19 protein-coding genes are annotated in these 19,497 nt (G+C 38.1%); 15 read left to right on the plus strand and 4 right to left on the minus strand.

The genetic code is table 11. The features are described 5' to 3' along the window. Positions 1-46 precede the first annotated feature (46 nt). On the minus strand, positions 47-487 hold the full coding sequence (locus VSA01S_RS12580; protein ID WP_039982020.1) for a DUF3069 domain-containing protein: 441 nt from the start codon (positions 485-487) through the stop codon (positions 47-49). Between the two features lie 190 nt (positions 488-677). Between VSA01S_RS12580 and VSA01S_RS12585 the strand changes: the two genes are divergently transcribed. The 13 genes from VSA01S_RS12585 (at position 678) to VSA01S_RS12645 (ending at position 15,042) form a co-directional block, all read left to right on the plus strand. Then, positions 678-1,640 (plus strand): GGDEF domain-containing response regulator, encoded by a 963-nt coding sequence (locus VSA01S_RS12585; RefSeq protein WP_039982021.1) that lies wholly within the window; start codon positions 678-680, stop codon positions 1,638-1,640. A 472-nt stretch (positions 1,641-2,112) separates the two neighbouring features. Further along, the gene (locus tag VSA01S_RS12590; protein WP_039982022.1) at positions 2,113-2,394 is read left to right on the plus strand and encodes an HlyU family transcriptional regulator; all 282 of its coding nucleotides are present in this window, start codon (positions 2,113-2,115) and stop codon (positions 2,392-2,394) included. Positions 2,395-2,540: 146 nt separating this feature from the next. Next, complete coding sequence (locus VSA01S_RS12595; protein ID WP_039982023.1) at positions 2,541-4,097, plus strand: Re/Si-specific NAD(P)(+) transhydrogenase subunit alpha; 1,557 nt, start codon at positions 2,541-2,543, stop codon at positions 4,095-4,097. Between the two features lie 11 nt (positions 4,098-4,108). Beyond that, positions 4,109-5,503 carry a Re/Si-specific NAD(P)(+) transhydrogenase subunit beta gene (gene pntB / locus VSA01S_RS12600; RefSeq protein WP_039982024.1) on the plus strand — a complete coding sequence of 465 codons (1,395 nt, stop codon included), beginning with the start codon at positions 4,109-4,111 and terminating at the stop codon, positions 5,501-5,503. 195 nt (positions 5,504-5,698) lie between these two features. Next, entirely contained in the window at positions 5,699-7,120 is a 1,422-nt protein-coding gene (gene vxrA / locus VSA01S_RS12605) for a sensor histidine kinase VxrA (protein ID WP_083932275.1), read from the plus strand. After that, the gene (vxrB, locus tag VSA01S_RS12610; protein WP_039982026.1) at positions 7,095-7,757 is read left to right on the plus strand and encodes a response regulator transcription factor VxrB; all 663 of its coding nucleotides are present in this window, start codon (positions 7,095-7,097) and stop codon (positions 7,755-7,757) included. The genes vxrA and vxrB overlap by 26 nt, the downstream gene beginning before the upstream one ends. A gap of 10 nt (positions 7,758-7,767) precedes the next feature. Then, positions 7,768-8,682 carry a DUF2861 family protein gene (locus tag VSA01S_RS12615; protein WP_039982027.1) on the plus strand — a complete coding sequence of 305 codons (915 nt, stop codon included), beginning with the start codon at positions 7,768-7,770 and terminating at the stop codon, positions 8,680-8,682. 122 nt (positions 8,683-8,804) lie between these two features. Beyond that, a complete protein-coding gene (locus tag VSA01S_RS12620) occupies positions 8,805-8,975 on the plus strand; it encodes a YoaH family protein (protein ID WP_083932274.1) in 171 nt (56 codons plus the stop codon). 449 nt (positions 8,976-9,424) lie between these two features. Further along, a complete protein-coding gene (locus VSA01S_RS12625; protein WP_039982866.1) occupies positions 9,425-10,561 on the plus strand; it encodes an efflux RND transporter periplasmic adaptor subunit in 1,137 nt (378 codons plus the stop codon). Then, positions 10,554-11,828: a TolC family protein gene (locus VSA01S_RS12630; protein WP_039982868.1), complete on the plus strand. Its 1,275-nt coding sequence runs from the start codon at positions 10,554-10,556 to the stop codon at positions 11,826-11,828. The genes VSA01S_RS12625 and VSA01S_RS12630 overlap by 8 nt, the downstream gene beginning before the upstream one ends. Continuing rightward, entirely contained in the window at positions 11,828-13,042 is a 1,215-nt protein-coding gene (locus VSA01S_RS12635; RefSeq protein WP_039982875.1) for an ABC transporter permease, read from the plus strand. Before VSA01S_RS12630 ends, VSA01S_RS12635 begins: the two co-directional genes overlap by 1 nt. Positions 13,043-13,048: 6 nt before the next feature. Continuing rightward, positions 13,049-14,332: an ABC transporter permease gene (locus VSA01S_RS12640; protein WP_039982869.1), complete on the plus strand. Its 1,284-nt coding sequence runs from the start codon at positions 13,049-13,051 to the stop codon at positions 14,330-14,332. Positions 14,333-14,349: 17 nt separating this feature from the next. After that, complete coding sequence (locus VSA01S_RS12645) at positions 14,350-15,042, plus strand: ABC transporter ATP-binding protein (RefSeq protein ID WP_039982871.1); 693 nt, start codon at positions 14,350-14,352, stop codon at positions 15,040-15,042. Positions 15,043-15,335: 293 nt separating this feature from the next. On the opposite strand, the gene VSA01S_RS12650 is transcribed toward VSA01S_RS12645, so the two are convergent. Next, on the minus strand, positions 15,336-15,584 hold the full coding sequence (locus tag VSA01S_RS12650; RefSeq protein ID WP_039982872.1) for a hypothetical protein: 249 nt from the start codon (positions 15,582-15,584) through the stop codon (positions 15,336-15,338). A gap of 232 nt (positions 15,585-15,816) precedes the next feature. Here VSA01S_RS12650 and VSA01S_RS12655 point away from each other — a divergent pair, with 232 nt between their 5' ends. After that, a complete protein-coding gene (locus VSA01S_RS12655; protein WP_039982873.1) occupies positions 15,817-16,170 on the plus strand; it encodes a DUF3693 domain-containing protein in 354 nt (117 codons plus the stop codon). A 411-nt stretch (positions 16,171-16,581) separates the two neighbouring features. Then, the gene (locus VSA01S_RS12660) at positions 16,582-18,639 is read left to right on the plus strand and encodes a metallophosphoesterase (protein ID WP_147052707.1); all 2,058 of its coding nucleotides are present in this window, start codon (positions 16,582-16,584) and stop codon (positions 18,637-18,639) included. Positions 18,640-18,716: 77 nt separating this feature from the next. Here VSA01S_RS12660 and yciH read toward each other — a convergent pair whose 3' ends face one another. Further along, positions 18,717-19,028: a stress response translation initiation inhibitor YciH gene (gene yciH, locus VSA01S_RS12665; protein WP_039983151.1), complete on the minus strand. Its 312-nt coding sequence runs from the start codon at positions 19,026-19,028 to the stop codon at positions 18,717-18,719. Positions 19,029-19,032: 4 nt separating this feature from the next. Continuing rightward, on the minus strand, positions 19,033-19,416 hold the full coding sequence (locus VSA01S_RS12670; protein WP_039983153.1) for a DUF3319 domain-containing protein: 384 nt from the start codon (positions 19,414-19,416) through the stop codon (positions 19,033-19,035). Positions 19,417-19,497 lie beyond the last annotated feature (81 nt).

The raw sequence follows: 19,497 nt of genomic DNA on the forward strand, positions 1-19,497 counted from the left end.
AAAGCACGACGTTTTTCACATTACGTTAGGTTGTAATCCCAGTAGATTATTTGGCAAATACGTCTTTAAATTCACGTTTGAGTAATGGATCTCGGCGTGCTTTCTTTACTTGCTTAACCATATCTTTTACACAGTTATGTAATACATTATCAAGGAGTTGGGCACGGTAATCTTCCTTATCTTCGTCGCTCATACTTTCAGGTAAATTTAAGGTTGGAAACTCTTCCATCACATTAATGCCGGCGAATGCTTGTCCAACTGATACGAGTGCGTGGAACTGTTCAAAGTTGTCCAAAATATTCTGAGCGCTTGCTGGCATGCTATCCCAAGATTCACGAACGGCCTCTTCTGAAACTTCATGAATGGACACTACCATAGCGAACATTTCTTCTGGCACTTCGTCAAACTCGATGACTTTTCTTAACTCAGGTGAAATTGTTGCAAGATCAACTTTGGTGCTTGCTTCGTTCTTCGTGACTTCTGACATGGTATCGTTCTCATTACAAAAAGCGGGAATATTAATCCCAAATACATTAAATATCTACCATAAGCTAATGGTAAAAGATTCACTCAATGGCTAGTGAACAAAAATATAGCATTTATTTTGTGAAAGAATAATACAAACATCATGCAATGGTTTACTTTTAATAATGTAAATAAAATATTGTGAGACTGACATGTATCCAACAGGAACTGCCATGCGCATTCTTTTAGTTGATGATATCAAAATTGATAGAAAGCAATTGGCAATAAGGTTACAACAGCAAGGGCATGATGTTGAAGCTGTGAGTAGTGGGCAGGAAGCTCTTGATATATATGAGAGTTTTAATCCAGAGCTGATCCTTCTCGATATTGCTATGCCAAATATGACAGGGTTCGAAGTTTCATTAAGAGTGAGACAGAAATTCCCAGATTGGGTGCCGATCATCTTCCTCAGCAGTTACGATGAACCTGAAACAATTGCCAAAGCCATTGCTGCTGGTGGTGACGATTATCTTATCAAACCAGTAGATAACTTAGTGTTGAACTCTAAATTAATGGCAATGCAAAGAATTGCTTTAATGCGAAGAGAGCTTAATCGAGTAACAAGAAAATTAGACGCAATGAACGTTTTACTTCAGCAGCAAGCAAATGAAGATGGTTTGACCAAGATTTACAATCGTCGATATATCGATACACAGTTAAAAGCTATGATTGCTTGGCATGGTCGTCACCGAATTCCTATGGCAATAATCCTCATTGATATCGATTTTTTTAAGTCCTTTAATGATAATTATGGTCATATTGAAGGAGATCTCTGTTTACAAGCCATTGCACAGCAGCTTAAAGCAACGTTTTGTAGAGCTGGAGAGTTTGTTGGTCGTTACGGTGGAGAAGAATTTATTTTGTTATTTAGCAGTACCAACCATGAAACGGCTGAGAAAGAAGCGATACGAGCCAATCAAGCGCTACTTTCATTAGATTACCCTCATGTATACTCTAGAGTTTCAACTATTGTTACAGCGTCACAGGGTGTATTCGCATTTCAACCAACAGGCAAAGAGAACATTTCATATGTTTATTCAATGGCTGATAAAGCGTTATACCAGTCAAAATCTCGGGGAAGAAATTGCTATACAGTTATTAAATTACAGGAATAAAATATGATTAAGGGAGAAGGTTGATGTAAATTAGTACAGAAGTATATAGCTATATGGAAACACTCGTTGGTTAGATTTTGTAAGAAGTACCCCCTGCCGCTATAGTTTGTTTAGCTTTAACTTAAATTATATATTCAGGTTGATATTGATTTTCTTACTTCATTACTAGTGCATAAGCTTGCTCAATTTAAATACATTGCCTCAATTTGAATTGATAATGCAGTAAAGTTTATCGAGTATGACCGGAGAAAAAATCGGGCCAATGAGGCGCTATATCTCTTTTATAAATAGTTCAAAATAAATTTAATCTCTTGAATTATAAGAATAAATTTAAAGTATAAATCGTAAGTTCTAAGGTGGGCTGTTTGGCGATTATTTTCCACCAGTATCCTATCCTGTATTGTGTGCTGCTTTTGTTTGTGATACTTAACAAAAGTATCCTTGTAAGGACAAAAATTATCTGGAGGGAAGTGTGGGATTTTTTTCTCGTTTATTTAAGACTAATTCAAACAAATCGATAATGAAGGTGACCGAACCAGAAGAATACAAAGGCTACTTTATCTTTCAAGAAAGTATTTTGGAAGGTGGGCAATACCGAGTTGCAGGGCGCATTGAAAAACAGTTGGATGGCGCAATAAAGTCACATCATTTCATTCGCTCTGATCTTTTAGCAACAAAACAAGATGCCAATGATTTAATGCTTAAAAAGTCAAAAATGTTTATTGATCAAATGGGTGATAGCATCTTCAGCTAAGAAATTGTTGCAATTTGATTCGTATCATCTCAAAGAGAGCCATTAGCGTATATGCTAATGGCTCTTTTAGTTTTTTACCTTAAAAAATGGTTGTAATTGACCAGATTTTATAAATGATGGCCATATGTATACAAGGAGTATGCGTTTTGCAAATTGGTGTTCCTAAAGAAATACTTGCGGGAGAAACGCGAGTAGCTGCCTCGCCAAAATCGGTTGAGCAGTTAATCAAATTAGGATTCGATGTTGTAATCGAATCAAAGGCTGGTTTACTTGCTAGTTTTGATGATATTGCCTATGAATCTGCTGGTGCAAAAGTGTCCACAAAGGAAGAGGTTTGGGCTTCAGAAATCATCTTAAAAGTGAATGCACCCATAGTGAATCCAGAAATTGAGATTGATGAGATTGAACAATTGCAAGAAGAAGCGACACTCATTAGTTTTATTTGGCCAGCTCAAAATACACAGTTGATGGAGCAACTTTCTTCCAAGAATATCAATGTTCTTGCTATGGATTCAGTACCACGTATTTCCAGAGCACAAGCATTAGATGCTCTGTCATCCATGGCAAATATTGCTGGTTATCGTGCTGTTGTGGAAGCAGCTCACGAATTTGGCCGTTTTTTTACTGGTCAAATTACAGCAGCAGGTAAAGTCCCTCCAGCAAAAGTCCTGGTCGCTGGCGCTGGCGTTGCCGGATTGGCAGCAATTGGTGCTGCAGGAAGCTTAGGTGCGCTTGTTAGAGCATTTGATGTTCGACCCGAAGTAAAAGAGCAAGTTGAATCGATGGGCGCAGAATTTCTTACTGTCGATTTCAAAGAAGAGGCGGGTTCTGGTGATGGTTACGCCAAAGAAATGTCAGATGATTTCAACAATAAGGCGGCTGAGCTGTATGCAGATCAGGCAAAAGATGTTGATATTATTATTACAACTGCACTTATTCCTGGAAAGCCTGCGCCAATATTGATTACTAAAGAGATGGTCGATAGCATGAAAGCAGGCAGCGTTATTGTCGATCTTGCGGCAGCCAACGGTGGTAACTGCGAATATACGATCAAAGATCAAGTAATCACAACTGCAAACGGCGTAAAGATTATCGGCTATACCGATATGGTGGGTCGTTTACCGACTCAATCTTCACAACTGTATGCTACGAATCTGGTCAATCTACTTAAACTTCTTTGTAAAGATAAAGATGGCAAGATCGATATCGATTTTGATGATGTTGTCATAAGAGGTGTCACGGTGATCAAAGCTGGAGACATTACTTGGCCAGCGCCTCCAATTCAGGTTTCTGCTCAACCACAAGTAGAGTCACAAGCACCAATAAAAAAAGACCCCAAAAAATCAGAACCGACTTCACCTACTAAGAAAATCGCATGTTTAGCCTTGGGGCTTGGCGCATTTGGATGGATTGCTTCAGTTGCTCCAGCTGCATTCTTGTCTCATTTTACTGTATTTGTTCTAGCGTGTGTTGTGGGTTATTACGTTGTTTGGAATGTGACACATGCTCTTCACACTCCATTAATGTCGGTGACCAACGCAATCTCTGGAATTATTGTTGTAGGGGCGTTATTACAAATTGGTCAAGGGAATGGCGTCGTGACCTTCCTATCATTCATTGCTGTTCTTATTGCAAGTATTAATATATTTGGTGGCTTTACGGTTACTAAACGCATGCTTGAAATGTTCCGCAAAGACAAATAATAGGAGTCATTATGTCTTTTGGTTTAGTACAGGCAGCGTATATCGTCGCTGCATTATTTTTCATCCTAAGTCTTGCGGGCCTCTCAAAGCAAGAATCTGCTCGAAGAGGTAATTATTTCGGGATCGCAGGCATGGTCATTGCGTTACTCGCGACCATTTTTAGCCCCAATGCTGAAGGCTTTGCTTGGATTATCATTGCTATGGTGATAGGTGGTGCTATTGGTATCCATTATGCAAAAAAAGTCGAAATGACTGAAATGCCAGAACTGGTAGCTATCTTACACAGCTTTGTTGGTATGGCTGCTGTTCTGGTTGGTTACAACAGCTACTTAGCGCCACCAGCTCCAGTTTCTACGGAGCTTACAGAGATTCATGCCGAGCATGTTATTCATTTAGTTGAAGTCTTTTTAGGTGTGTTTATTGGGGCAATAACCTTTACTGGTTCAGTCGTGGCGTTTGGAAAGCTGCGTGGAATTATTTCTTCTTCACCATTAAATTTACCTCATAAACATAAGATGAATCTTGCGATCCTTATTATTTCGGCTTGGTTAATGGTTTATTTTGTCAACGCTGATGGCAATATGATGGCGTTAGTGGTTATGACGCTCATCGCATTTGTTTTTGGCTACCATCTCGTCGCGTCTATTGGTGGAGCAGATATGCCTGTGGTCGTATCTATGCTGAACTCTTATTCAGGTTGGGCTGCGGCTGCGGCAGGGTTTATGCTGGCTAATGACTTGCTGATTGTTACAGGCGCGTTAGTTGGTTCGTCTGGTGCCATTCTTTCGTACATCATGTGTAAAGCAATGAATCGTTCATTTATCAGTGTTATAGCAGGCGGCTTCGGCCAAGATGTCGTGATTTCGGATGCTCAAGAGCAGGGCGAGTATACAGAAGTGAATGCAGAAGACGTCGCCGATATGCTGAAAAACTCTAAATCAGTTATTATTACCCCTGGATACGGTATGGCGGTTGCTCAAGCGCAATATCCCGTTCATGAAATTACAGAAAAACTTCGTGCACAAGGGATTAATGTTCGCTTTGGTATTCACCCTGTTGCGGGTCGTCTCCCTGGACATATGAATGTACTTTTAGCTGAAGCAAAAGTTCCTTACGATATCGTTCTAGAAATGGATGAGATCAATGATGACTTTCCAAATACAGATACGGTACTTGTTATTGGGGCAAATGATACGGTTAACCCAGCAGCATTAGAAGATCCAAACAGTCCAATTGCAGGTATGCCTGTTCTTGAAGTTTGGAATGCACAAAATGTTATTGTCTTTAAACGTTCAATGAACACAGGATATGCTGGTGTTCAAAACCCACTGTTTTTTAAAGAGAATACATCAATGTTATTTGGTGATGCTAAAAATACAGTAGACGCTATTTTGAAAGCTTTATAATGTAAAAAAAAAATTATAGGCAATTTAATCATTAAGACCAGCAAATGCTGGTCTTTTTTGTATACTATTAATGTAATAGTACTGTAAAGCCTTAAGCAAAATAATGACTTTTAGATTTATCTTGATGTATATTCCCGTACAAACATAACTATCGGTAAAAGTTTGATTAAACAGTTTTTACAACGTTCTACATTGATGCTGTCTTTACTCTCTACAGCAGCGATTGCTAATACATTACCTGAACGTATTGACAAGTTTAAAGCGCTATTCAATTATCAAATAGCGAACTGGTCGTATGATACTCGTGAATTGCGTTTAACTTTTCCTACTAAGTTAATTTCACCTGATTCAATGCTTCCTCAGACTGCGGACTACCCACTAAAAGAAATTCAACTCCTTTATCGGCTTTCGCAGACATGTCGTGGTAAACTCCCACTGGATCAGTCTATAACCGAGCCGCTAGTTTTTACTCGGGCTATGTGTAATTCAAAGAAATTAACCCCGAGTTGGTTTAAAAGAAGTGGTCTCATTCATCCTGGAGGTGGGACTTATGCGGCGCGTTATATAAAAGTATTCCCTGATAGCAAGGAACAGATGTTCAAATTTATGCATATCAAGGAGCGTCCCAATAATAAAAAAAATCGTTTGTTGACCAGTTTAAAAAACATGGATGAAGATACTATTAACGCCTTTATTAGAAGGGCGAGTATGTTCATTGAGGGTCAATTCTTATGGTTATTGCATGGTGATCATTACTTCGTATTCCCGAAAAAAGTTTGGGGACCAAAAGTCAGTGAAGCGGGATTATCCTACCAACTTTCATCGGAGAGTAACCACTGTTTTGTAAAACGAGGTAATATCTGTTGGGACTTAGAAGACCATTCAGTTTTACTACAAATCGGTATTTTAGTATTAGTTATAGCTAATATACTTTTGGTTATCGGTTGGTCTTTATACCGGTGGAATAGTAAACGTGAAGAATTACGTAGTCGAATGCTTGTTTTGCAAATTCTCACACATGAACTTCGAACACCCATTGCTTCTCTTTCCTTAACAGTTGAAGGGTTCCGTAGAGAGTTTGAACACTTACCAGAAAATCTATATGAAGAGTTTCGTCGGTTATGTGAAGATACGCGTCGATTAAGACAATTAGCTGAAGCAAGTAAAGATTATTTACAATCAGATAACCAAATGCTTGCATCAGAATGGGTTCAATCTGTTGAAGAATGGCTAGAATATAAAATTGAAGAAGAATTCAATGGTTCAGTAACTTTAAACATAAATAATGATGTTGCTGCTAAAGTTAATGTGTATTGGTTAGGAACATGCATTGATAACTTGTTGAAAAACGCTATCAAGTATGGGATTGCACCCGTTGAATTACGAATACAAACCAGTGCTGAAAAAATTATTATTCAAGTCAAAGATGCTGGTAATTTGACCGAAAAAGATTGGCAAAATTTAAGAAAACCTTTTGTTAGTACAACCGGTTTAGGTTTGGGCTTAACAATTGTTGAATCGATGGTAGGTCGCATGGGTGGAAAAATGCACTTAGCGGGTCCGCCAACCACTTTTACTTTGGAGATACCTTGTGAAACAGACGCTGCTTCTCGTTGAGGATGATAGAAACTTGGCCGATGGCCTGCTTGTGAGCTTAGAACAGGCTGGCTTTGAATGTATACATGTAGAGCGGATTTCAGATGTAGAGCCTGAGTGGAAGAAGGCTGATTTAGTTATATTGGATCGACAGTTGCCTGATGGCGACTCTATCTTGTCATTACCTAAGTGGAAAAAAATCAAGGATATTCCAGTTATTTTATTAACTGCACTTGTAACTATTAAAGATAAGGTCACAGGTTTAGACTCGGGTGCAAACGATTACTTAACAAAACCTTTTGCAGAAGCGGAATTGTTAGCGAGAGTTCGTGCTCAGCTTCGTTCTCCTGATTCTGAAGGTATAGATGCATCCGACAAAGTTGTTACCAAAGGGTTGGAGATTAACCGAGCAACACGTGAAGTTATTTTCAACGGTAATCCAGTGACTTTAACTAGAACAGAGTTTGATCTGTTGCTGTTTTTAGCCTCTAATCTTGGTAGAGTATTTACACGAGATGAATTACTTGATCATGTCTGGGGCTATAACCATTTCCCAACCACTCGTACTGTTGATACGCATGTTCTTCAACTTCGTCAGAAATTACCAGGCTTGGAGATAGAGACATTACGTGGTGTTGGCTACAAAATGAAGTCATAAGTAACATATAATGAAGCTATTAATTGCGTTATTACTTGTATTGATTTCCATCAAACCAGCTCACTCTGTGGACTGGTTTCAATCAAATTCACCTCTAGAACGGGCTCATAAGGATCTCCTTGAAGACGAGTTAGGGGATATGTTTGATGATCTTGTCGAATTACTACAACGTCAGCCAGATGCTAAATTAGGTTCTCATCTTAATGATTTACTTACGCAGTCTTTAACAAAAGATTGTGGACAATCTTTAACCTCTCCTGAATTTCCCGATTGGCTAAAGGGAGTCAATATTGTTCATCAAACGATACAAAGCCCTGGTAGAGATTCCTATAAAATTGTTATTGAAGTTAGAACAACAAAAGAGATTGAAGAAATCATCTTTGAACGTTGGTTTGAAGAGTCTATCTCCTCTGATAGCCTGTTTAATTATGAAAAAGAACCTGTAGGTGATAAAGATCAAGACTACGGTCTAAAAACGTATTTAAAGCACTACAACATATCAGGTCGACTCGAACCTGGTTTGTATCATTTAACAATTAAGAATGGAGATTTCCAAGCTTATCGTGCGTGGGTGATCTTGGGAATGTCGAATTCATCTCTTTATGTGCGCTGGACATCGAACGATAGCTGGAAAGTTGAAAAGAGTGTATTGATCAATTCATTTTGTCCATTACCAGAACTAGAAATGTCACTTTTCGACTATAAAAATGGAGAATTTGAAGAAGTTTGGAAAAAAAACTATAAATCAAACTATCCTACATCACTACCAGTTAATGATGTACCGCACTCACGTTATGTTTTAGCGTTGACAATAAGCAGCCGTCGTTGGCAAGGCAATATAAGTGTAGAGCAGGCACAAACCATTAGCCGGACATTTAATGTTTCTAAACAGGTACCAGATGAAAGCTTGATAAATGATAATTAACTCAATTTCATTTAAATTTCTGTACAATGATTTAGCGATTAGCTCATTTATAACTCTACCTTTACTTGCGGCTTAGAGGTTGAATCGTTATAGTCTCTAAACTTTATGATGAGGTTTTGTTAATGTTTGATGATTTACCCCCTCTTTCGCACCAAGAGCAACAAAAAGCGGTCGAAAAAATCCAACAGTTGATGCAAGCTGGTACGAGTACAGGTGAAGCAATAAAAATAGTTGCCCAGCAAATTCGAGCTGAGTACGCTGAAAAAGTTCAGCAAGAAGATAATAACACCTAAATTTGTATTCTTTTAAATCTATAGCTACTGTTGACTATTTGTGATGCCGTTTCAATCTGTGTCACAAATTATGATTATTTTTTATATTGAGTTTAACTGCTTTAGGTTATATCGAAATAAAAAATCAGAATTAGAGCGTATCGTATTACCTAGTCTTTACACTTTACTTTTTTGATGATCATAGTGAATCATTAACTCCAAAACAAAAGATTTATAGAAAAATAGTGTTTTAATAGACTAACATCTTTTGAGCCGTGAAGTTAATTCATAAATAATTTACAGCTTATTTTTGTATAGATAAGCACATTATATAAAATATATCTTTTTCATTGATTATTTCTAGTGATTTTTTGATATTATTAATAAAGTTAGAGAGGTCTATTACTACTTTGTTAGCTTAGATACTGCTTTAATGATCCGACTTGAAATCATCATCAATGGAATCATTCATGCCTAAATCTTGGATTATCTTTGCTTTAATTTTCAGCTTATTAGGTATTGGAATTTATTCCTATCTACCTTCATTTAATGAAAAGAGCACATTTCGAACCGTTACTATTAAAAAAGGAACGATTGAAAAACAAGCTATTGCAGTTGGATTCATCGTACCAGCACACTCCATTTCAATTAAATCTCAAATTGACGGTATTGTCGGCGATGTTTATGTTGAAGTCGGTCAGAAAGTCGAACAGGGGCAAGCTTTAATCAAGGTTCGTCCAAATCCTACCCCTCAATCACTGACTGATGCTTCAACAGATTTAATGAGGAGTGAAGCTGAACTTGAGTCTGCAAAGCAAAAACTGCACAATCTAGAAGGCCTAGTACAACAGGGGATCATTCCTGCTAACTACGATGAATATGTCACCGCTCTGGCTCGAGTCAAATCAGAAAAGGCGAATGTTTTACAAAAGAAACAGAACTTAGCACTGATTCGTAGTGGTGAAGCTTCTGTGGGAGAGGCTCATTTAACTTCAACTATTTATGCACCTATTGATGGCACAGTTCTCAATCAGAAAGTGGAAGTCGGTGAGCCCATTATTTCGACTCAGTCTAGTCAAGCCGCAACAGAGATGATGTCGTTAGCGAATATGAATCATTTGATTTTTAAAGGGAGTGTGAGTGAGCAAGATGTCGCACTTTTATCGCCAGACATGCCCGTTTCACTCTCCGTTGCGCCTTATCCTGATCAGAAGCTCACGGGTGTGTTAAGTAAAGTTGCCATCCAATCGGAGACCCTCAATTCACCTGAGGATGCTAGCTCAGCAAAAAGTTTTGAAAATGGTTTTGAAGTGGAAGTAGAACAATTAACCATACCTGAAGGAATTGAATTACGCTCTGGCTTCTCCTCTACTGCCGAAATTACTCTGCAACAGTCTATTGATGTCTTAACGATTCCAGAGAGAGTACTCCAATTTGATGGTGAGACCCCATATGTACTGATTCCAGACAACTCACAATCAGGTTTTTATAAGAAAGAGGTACAATTAGGCTTGTCCGATGGCATCAGAGTAGAAGTAATATCAGGTTTGGAGCTGAATGAAATCGTTATTGATAGCAGCATGATGGATACTCATACCAATGATTAAACAGCCTATTATAGTTTGGTACAGTTTCTTAGTGATAATGATGGTGTCATTGAGTACTTCTAGCTTTGCCTTATCGCTTGAAGAAGCATGGAAGGGGGCTGAGGTAACTGCCCCTTCATATCAAAAATCATTGCTCGGTGTTAAACGGAGTGAAGTGGTTGTTCAACAGTACCAAAGTAATCTGTTACCTAGCGTTCAAGTGTCGGCATCTGAAAATTGGAGTGAATCAGGTGGTGACTCTAATCGTTATGGCATCTCTCTTAGCCAAAATATTTGGGATAGTAATTTGTGGTCAGAGCTGGACCATGCCAAAGCTCAATATTTACAATCTAAATTAGAGCTGACACAGGCTCAAAATAATTTAGCATTGAAGGTGATTCAGGCTTATCTGGATGTTGCAAGTGCACAAAGTAGTTTGGAATTAGCAAAAACCAAACTGCGAGATGGCAAGAAGTTACACCAGATTATCCAAGCCCGCTTTCTTGCCGGTAAAATAAAATCGGTAGATGTAGAAGAAAGTAATGCAACGCTCCTTGCGAGTCAGAATAATGTACTTACAGCGAAAGCGGATTTATTAATCAAACATACGGAGCTTTCTTCTTTAGTGAATCAGGATTTCGAAAAAGTAAATCTGATACGAACGAATATAGATAAGCCACCTGCTATGTTTGTTGAAAAACAAGAAGCTTGGTTGAAACTTGCTAAAGACAACAGTCCAGAGCTTTTGGTCGAAATACAAAAAGTAAAAGCCCGTAAAATCGCTAAAGAATCCGCAGAGACTGGGTACTACCCTAAAGTTACAGGTAGCCTTGGTTATAATGATAGCGATCTTCAAGATCATGGAGAATTGAATGCGGGGGTCAGTTTAAATTTACCCCTCGATTTAAATGGCTCAATGGCTGCGCGAGTTGATGAAGCATCATTGAACCTATTAATGGCTAAGCAAAGTTTACGAGAAGTGGAAATTAACATCAAAAAGCGTGTTATGCAGGCTTATTCTCAGGTAGGCCTAAACTGGAGTCAGGTATTGGTTGCCTATGAACTTGTAAAATCGCGAGAGAAGGTGCTGAACAGTAAAAAAACGTTATACAAAGCTGGGCGTCTTGAACTTTCTGATGTGATTAATGCACATGATCGTTTCTATGAAGCAAAAAATAGCTTACAAATAAACTTGAACCGTTACTGGCGTGAAAGAGTTAATCTACTCAATACAGTGGGTAAGCTCGATGAACAAGCTATCCAGTTGCTTACAATGGCTTTCCAATGATGAACGCTTTGTTGCAACAAACGCTGAAAACATTGTTTGCATATCGTGTCAAAAGCGTACTGGCTATTGTTGCGATTACCTGGGGTGTTTTATCAGTATTGGTGCTACTGGCTATTGGTGAAGGTTTTTATCGTCATCAAAGCAAAGCGTTTTCTGTCATGATAAGTGATGCCCAACTTGTTTTTCCTTCAACGACCAGTAAAACGTGGCAAGGCCTACCTGAGAAGCGCCGTATCAATTTTTCTCAACAACATTTAAACCAACTCGAACAATCGGGACTTGTCCAACAGGTATCGGCGGTTTATAGCCAAACAGACAGTCAGATTACAAACAAGAAAGGGCTAAAGTTTGCTCGACGTATAAGTGGTATCGATTCTAATTACTTCCCCTTGATGCAAAGTCAATTAAAAGCCGGTTCGCGTAATATTTCACCGACGGATATATTAAATCGTACTCGAGTTGCAATATTAGGGAATCAAATTGCAGCTATGGGACAAGTTGAGATAAACGATCAAATACAGATTAACCATGTACCATTTCGTGTGATTGGTATCATAAGCAATAAAAATACAGGCTATTCATTTGGGGCAAGCCGGGCGGTATTTATTCCTAACACTACCTATCTTAGTATGTGGGATAACCCACCTTGGATGTTATTACTCATGCCTTATGATCCCAGTAATATCCCTCTTTTTCAGAAAAATATTGAGCAGTTTTTGGCGAAGATCCTTCATTTTGACCCCAGTGATCGAGAAGCGATTCGTCAGCCAGACTTGGCTGGAAGTACTGCGATTTTCAAAAGTATTTTGCGGGGTATTCAACTTTTCCTTGGAGTAAGCGGTGCGATGACTTTAGCCGTCGGTGCACTGGGCGTGGCGAATATTATGTTTTTGTCTGTCACTGACAGAACACGAGAAGTTGGAGTAAGACTCGCGATAGGGGCTACACCAAGACTGATTCTCGCTCAATTTTTACTCGAAGGGCTGATTTTGGTTGCTGTTGGTGCATTAACGGGACTATTACTGGCTTACGCTGCGGTCTTATTATTGACGCAGATCAGTCTACCAGAGTGGTCTGGAACACCAGTTATTACATTTGGGGCGATTGCACAATCTTTGATTTTAACATCATTACTGGCTTTGCTGGCCGCGTATTTTCCTGCTCGAAGAGCTTCGCGTCTTACCCCTGTCATTGCATTAGGCGCAAGAGGATAAATCGTTATGTTGCTCCCAATGAGACAAATTTTTCAAGAAATGGCCGCAGAGAAACTCCGATTGGGATTGACCATTTTGGCGGTTGCTTGGGCCACGGTTAGCATTTCCGTAATGTTAGCGGTTGGGGAAGGTATTCGGCAAGGAGTATTAACCACCGTAAAAAACGGTAATGGTAATCTTATGCACCTAACAAGCGGTATGGTCAGTATTAATCATGGTTCTGCACATCAAGGAAAAAAAATTAAATTGTTAATGAGTGATGTAAAGGTTTTGAGTGAGCTACCAGACATTGACCAAGTCGCGCCTTCAGCTAACTGGGAAGAACGCATCACATTTGGCGATAGAACAATATGGGAAACGCCGCTCGCTGTGTCAATCAATTACCAAGAGATGACGCACCTAAAATTATTAGCTGGCAGCCGCTGGTTTAATCCACGCGACATGAAACAAAAACGGAAAGTCATGGTGATTGGCTATTCATTAGCGACGAGCTTATTTAATTCAGAAAGCGACTTTGACTGGTTTAAAACAGAATCCTTGCAGACTGATCCTGTTGGCAAAAAAGTGAAAATTGGTGATGAAGAATTCACGATAATTGGTATTTTGCAGAAGAACAGCGGCAAAATTGAGCAAGGGTATGATATTAATTATTCGAGTTTTGTCCCACTCACCACTTGGCAACGTTTTCATATTAAGGGCGATCTTTCTGCAATAAATATCAATCCTACAGAGGATACGGATCGTCTTGAACTGGCAAATAAAATACGCCAAACCATAGCACGTAAGAATGGAGCAAGTGTGTTGGACCAACGGGTTGTGCAAATTGAAGATATGCTATTAAATCAAGAAAGTATGCAGTCATTCTTAGTTGGTTTACAAAGCTTCCTTGGGATTATAGGTTTTATTACATTAGCGGTTGCAGGTGTAGGTATTGCGAACGTGATGTACGCAACGGTTAAAAGGGCCACGCGTGATATTGGATTAAGAATGGCTGTAGGAGCGACACCAACGGCTATTCGGCTGCATTATTTACTTCAATCTATTATGACAATGGCACTGGGAGGCTTAATTGGCCTTGGCATAACTTACTTTTTTGTGTCTGTTATTCAGTCAGTCAATTTAGATGGAAACATGCTTTACGAGCGGATTGGAAAACCCGTACCCGAATTATCGTGGTTCGTGGTCTTTATTGTCATTATTACTCTGACACTTATTGGTATTGTTTCAGCATGGCTTCCAGCAGATCGGGCGGCGAAAGTGAGCCCTTTAGATGCATTACAAAGTGATTAACCACATTGGAGATACATATGACATCACGTCCATTGGTTAAAATGACCAATATTTGTAAATATTATTCGAGTGGTGAAACTGAAGTCCGAGCATTGGACGGGGTCGACCTGACAATTCAACGTGGTGAGTTTGTGTCCATTTTAGGTCCGTCAGGTTCAGGTAAATCAACTTTAATGAATATGCTTGGCTGCTTGGACAACCCGACGCAAGGTGATTATTTATTGGATGGTCAAAATGTAGCAAAGCTTGATCCAAATGAACTTGCTCGAATCCGTAATCAACATATTGGCTTTGTTTTTCAAAGTTTCAACTTGCTGGATTACGCCTCGGCACTTGATAACGTCGCCTTACCTTTGGTCTATTCTGGTATTAAAGCCAATATTCGACGACAAAGAGCGGCTGAAGCATTAAAACAAGTTGGGCTAGGGGATAGACTCGATCATAAGCCTAATCAACTGTCTGGCGGGCAAAAGCAAAGAGTTGCAATCGCGAGAGCACTCGTTAATGATCCACAGATGATCTTTGCTGATGAGCCAACAGGCGCTTTAGACTCAAAGTCAGGTGCTGAGATCGAAGCTTTGTTTCATCAACTTCATGATCAGGGTAGAACGTTAATCATGGTGACTCACGATAATGCTTTAGCACAACGAACAAAAAGAATTATTACCATCAAGGATGGAAGAAAAATAACAGATTCACTGACAACGTAATTAATTCTTTTATTTTTAAATCGAATCTGATTAAATTTTTTACTTTTGTCTCTCTTGGCGTAAACTAAAAAGTCCTCCGACCAATAATACAAAGTAAACTCCGAGAGTGAATTCATAAACTGTATGTATCCAATCCATTAGCTATCCCTTTACTTAAATGATTAATGACTCAATATAAGATTAGGCCAAAAAATGGTCATAGCAAAGATAGAGAGGCATTTTTGTAAGCAATTGACTAAATAAGATAGTTTCATCTTCAACCTTATTGTTTGACAGTGTAACTAGATAAGGGGTTACTTTTTAAAAACATGGCTTAAATGTTCAAAAGAGCTTAAAAAAGTATTAACGGCTTCATCTCTTCTTAATAACTGATCACGTAAGATTTGGTTTTTTTCTTGTTCCTTCAAGAATAATTCCTTATATTTAATTGCTTCATATCCACCTTTAATCAATGCTTTACTCATTGTGTTAGTCTCGGTCTGATGTTTGAGTTCCGCAAGCATGTATTCATGTTTATGAGTATCTCTTATCGTAAGTGCCATCTATTAATCCATTTTTACGCTATATTAAAGAATTAATGATAGCATAAGTGGCTTACGATGTACGTTGGGAAACAATTTTTTGATTGCAAAAGTAGAAAGAAAAGAGTTGATGCAATACTGGCTGTTAAATCAACTTTTTTAACTTTCAGTCAGGCAAAATACATAACCTTCATAGTGACAGTGTCACATTAATATTGGTACTTGCTTAGACCTAGCTTGATTTACATAAATTATGGAGGACAAGGCTCAAAGTTACGCACAAGACAAACAAATAGCGGCAGATATGAAGCTGCCACCGCAAAGAATCAGTGATTTTCGCAAAGGTAAGCGCTATATGACTGATACACAAGCTATTTTTCTTGCACAAAGTTCTGGTTTAGATCCAGAGATCGCATTACTAGGTTGTCACGCAGACCGCAATGAAAACCCTCAAGTAAAAGAGATGTGGGAAAGCATCGCAAAAAAATTTAATGGGCTTGGTTTATCAGGTATATCAACGGTTTGGGCCGTTTTTATGACGACAGATACAAGCCCGTCAGCACTCACAAAGATTATAAACCAGTGCGTATTATATGTATTATGTTAAATAATTTGTAGTAAACACGTCAGAGTTGGCTTTTTTGGAATTTAATTTAGCCCTCTTCTATGTTTATACGATGATATGGAAGAATCATTAAACATAATCTTAATTTAACATAAAGTATATAATCAAGAGTCCACCAATCACGATTGGTTTACTCTTGATTATTAAAAGACAAGAGCTCAGCTGTCAGATTTTGGGCTTTTAGTTATTAAAATAATTACAAAATAGCACTCTTAAACAGCACATTTTTAATTTCATGGAAATAATTAATGAGATGAATAAATAATTAAATAAATATGAAAATAAAAGATAACCTTAGAAATTTACAAATAATGACAAATCACTTGGTTATTGTTTTTTATAAAATTAGAATTCAAAATCTATATCAACCACTAACCGTTCATTGGTGATACCTTGAATAAGCAACTTATATATATATTAGCTTCCACAAGTATGATGGCGAGTGCGGCCACATATGCTGAAACTGCAACTCTATCACTTTGCATTGATGTGACAAACACGGCTCGAGATTATCAATTTAGATCAACTCAAATTTTTGCCAATACTGATGAATTAAGCAGCGAATCATCCACTATTCCGAAGGGAAGTACAGGTGTATTTTGCCACTCCCCGTTAACATATAATGTAAGTAGTAATGGTCGTTTTGACCATGAATGGCAATTACGTGCCCCACTAGGAAATATTATCGCTTCTTTCAAAACTGCAACCAGTGTTATTCCAAAAGGTTCTTATAACTCATGGGACCTGAATGAAATTGGTAGTTGTGGTGCAAACCCACCCTATAAAGAAGGCGTATTCCTTAAAAACGGCTCAAATATTTCTTGTGGTCGTGTTGATCTTGACGTAAATAAAGAGATGAAAGCTGTCTTTAAAGTGAATACGAATGAAGATATTCGATTTGCTTTAACAGCCGATCCACAGCCATGGAGAGTTTCTTCTAGTGACGATAAAAATAAAGACGAATGGTATAAAGTAAACAGAAATACGGTTTCTGCACTAAATGCAATGTACGATCAAACTCCTGTTGATTTTACAATCATGAATGGTGATCTTACTGAGTTTGGACGTAAAAACCAATGGAACTCATTTGAAGAAGTATATTCTAATGTGAAAGGCCCCCTTCTTGTTGGTCTTGGTAATCATGATATTGCCAATAATCGAAATGATTGTGTAGAAGCCGCTCTTGATGGTACATCAGAGAATAGTTGTGCTATGTACAGCATGAATAAAATGGAAAAGAAAATTAAAAATGATTATGCACGCTCTCCCCTTTTACAACATTTCAGTAAAGACTGGGTGGGTATTACTGATGGTTATAAGGTCGGCAGCCTTTCTTACTCTTGGGATTACAAACGAGTTCACTTTATTCAACTTCAATTTAAACCTTATTATAAATATACATATGGTACTTGGCATGGCTCACGTACTTATGATTATAAATCTTCTTTAACTTGGCTTGCAGAAGACTTAAGGCTGGCAAAAATTAGAGGTGTTAAAGATATCATTATCAACTTCCACGCCTATGATTATTGGAATGAGGCAACAGAGAGTGAAAAGAAACTATTTAGAAGTTTACTTGATACTTATAATCCTATAGCAATTTTTGTAGGGCACAATCATCAATTTCTCCAACATAAACACAACAACAATCCGATATATGGTAATACGCCAGTATATGTTACGAGTGCCGCATTCAAAGGTGAGTTTCATATCGTCAACTACAAAGCTGCAACAGGTGAAATAGAAATTAAAGAATATCATGCACCAGAGGGCGCTCAGGACATTACCATTTTAAGAACGTTTACCGAACAAAAGAAAGACCAAAAGTCTATGTGTTTGTCTAAAGGTCAGAGCGGCTTAACAGGTTCTATTTATAGAGGTGAGTTCTTACCCCCATCAGGTCATTATATTAATCTTTCACTGTCAAATAATAAAAATTGGGTACTTGATGGAGACTCAAAAGGTAATGTATACGGGCATTCACAAAATGCAGGAAATCCATATCAATTATGGTCTTTTGAAAAAGCCAACGGGGACTATTGGCCAGAAAACAACTCCTGGTACAACATTAAACAAAATAAAACTGGTCGAGTGTTAGACAGTAACTTTGATGGTAAGGTTTATACTAAATATCCTAATACAGGTAATCCTTATCAACAATGGTGGGTAACGCCTGTACAAGGAAATCAATTATTATTGAGAAATAGAGCAACAGGCCGTTTTCTTACAATGTATGGTAGTAAGCTTGTAGCCTACCCTGGATATGACGTTTTTGATGACAGTAAAGTTTTCCAAATTACAGACGGTTGGTCGCAACAGCCGAGAGGCTTAATTCAATACTTTAGAGCCAAATCAGATAATTCTTATCAATATGATTTTAGTAATACTAACTATTGGAGTTTACTAAAAGAACATAATGTCGAGGAAGAAAGGCCTTGTATTGCTTGGTAGAATTTAGATAAATTAATTAGAGCGCTCAATTAACGGCGCTCTAATTTGATTTAATTAATGCTAACCTGTAAAAAGTATTACCCACCGGCAAGCTTAACTACCATGCCTTTTTTCTCTAGATGGGCTTTTATTTTATCCCTAGCGTCACCTTGAATTTCTATGGTTCCATTTTTGATAGAGCCTCCGCAACCACAAACTTTTTTTAACTCGGCTGCTAATAATTTAAGTGGCGCATCATCAAGATCCAAACCTGTAATAATACATACGCCCTTCCCTTTTCTGCCTTTAGTTTGACGCTGTATTTTTACAATACCATCACCTTTCGGGCGCTCAACTTTAGATTCTTCTGGCTTAATTCGGCCAGTTTCAGTGGAATATACAAGAGTCATAATATTATTTCTTTTGTTGCTGTGATTGTAATGCTTTTTCTTTAGCGATTAAAAAAGCTTGAATATGTCGCTGAATCGCTGATTTACCGCCTTTGATCAATTTACCGTTGAACAAACAATACCAATCGTTCTGCTCTCCAGTATCATTTCTTAGTATATAACCACTAAAGGATTCAGATTTGGCACTGCAGTTATTCTTTGACTGTTGTTCAAGTTTTGAAAACTCTTGGGGGTCTATTATAGCTGCAGTATCACACCACCAATCTATGCTTTTTTTTACAGCAGATAGGCTGCCTTGTAAAACATGATTTTTAATTTTAACTTTCCAGATTCGTCCTTCTGGACCACCAGCTTTGAGGTTAAATCCTCTATAATTTGAAATCGCCATATCACCGAGTCATCCACTTAGTGCGTTATTTCTATGATAATGGTTATTGAGTAATATTCAAATAATCTCTTCGGAACAATT

Source organism: Vibrio sagamiensis NBRC 104589 (assembly GCF_007990935.1).
Taxonomy (GTDB): Bacteria; Pseudomonadota; Gammaproteobacteria; order Enterobacterales; family Vibrionaceae; genus Vibrio; species Vibrio sagamiensis.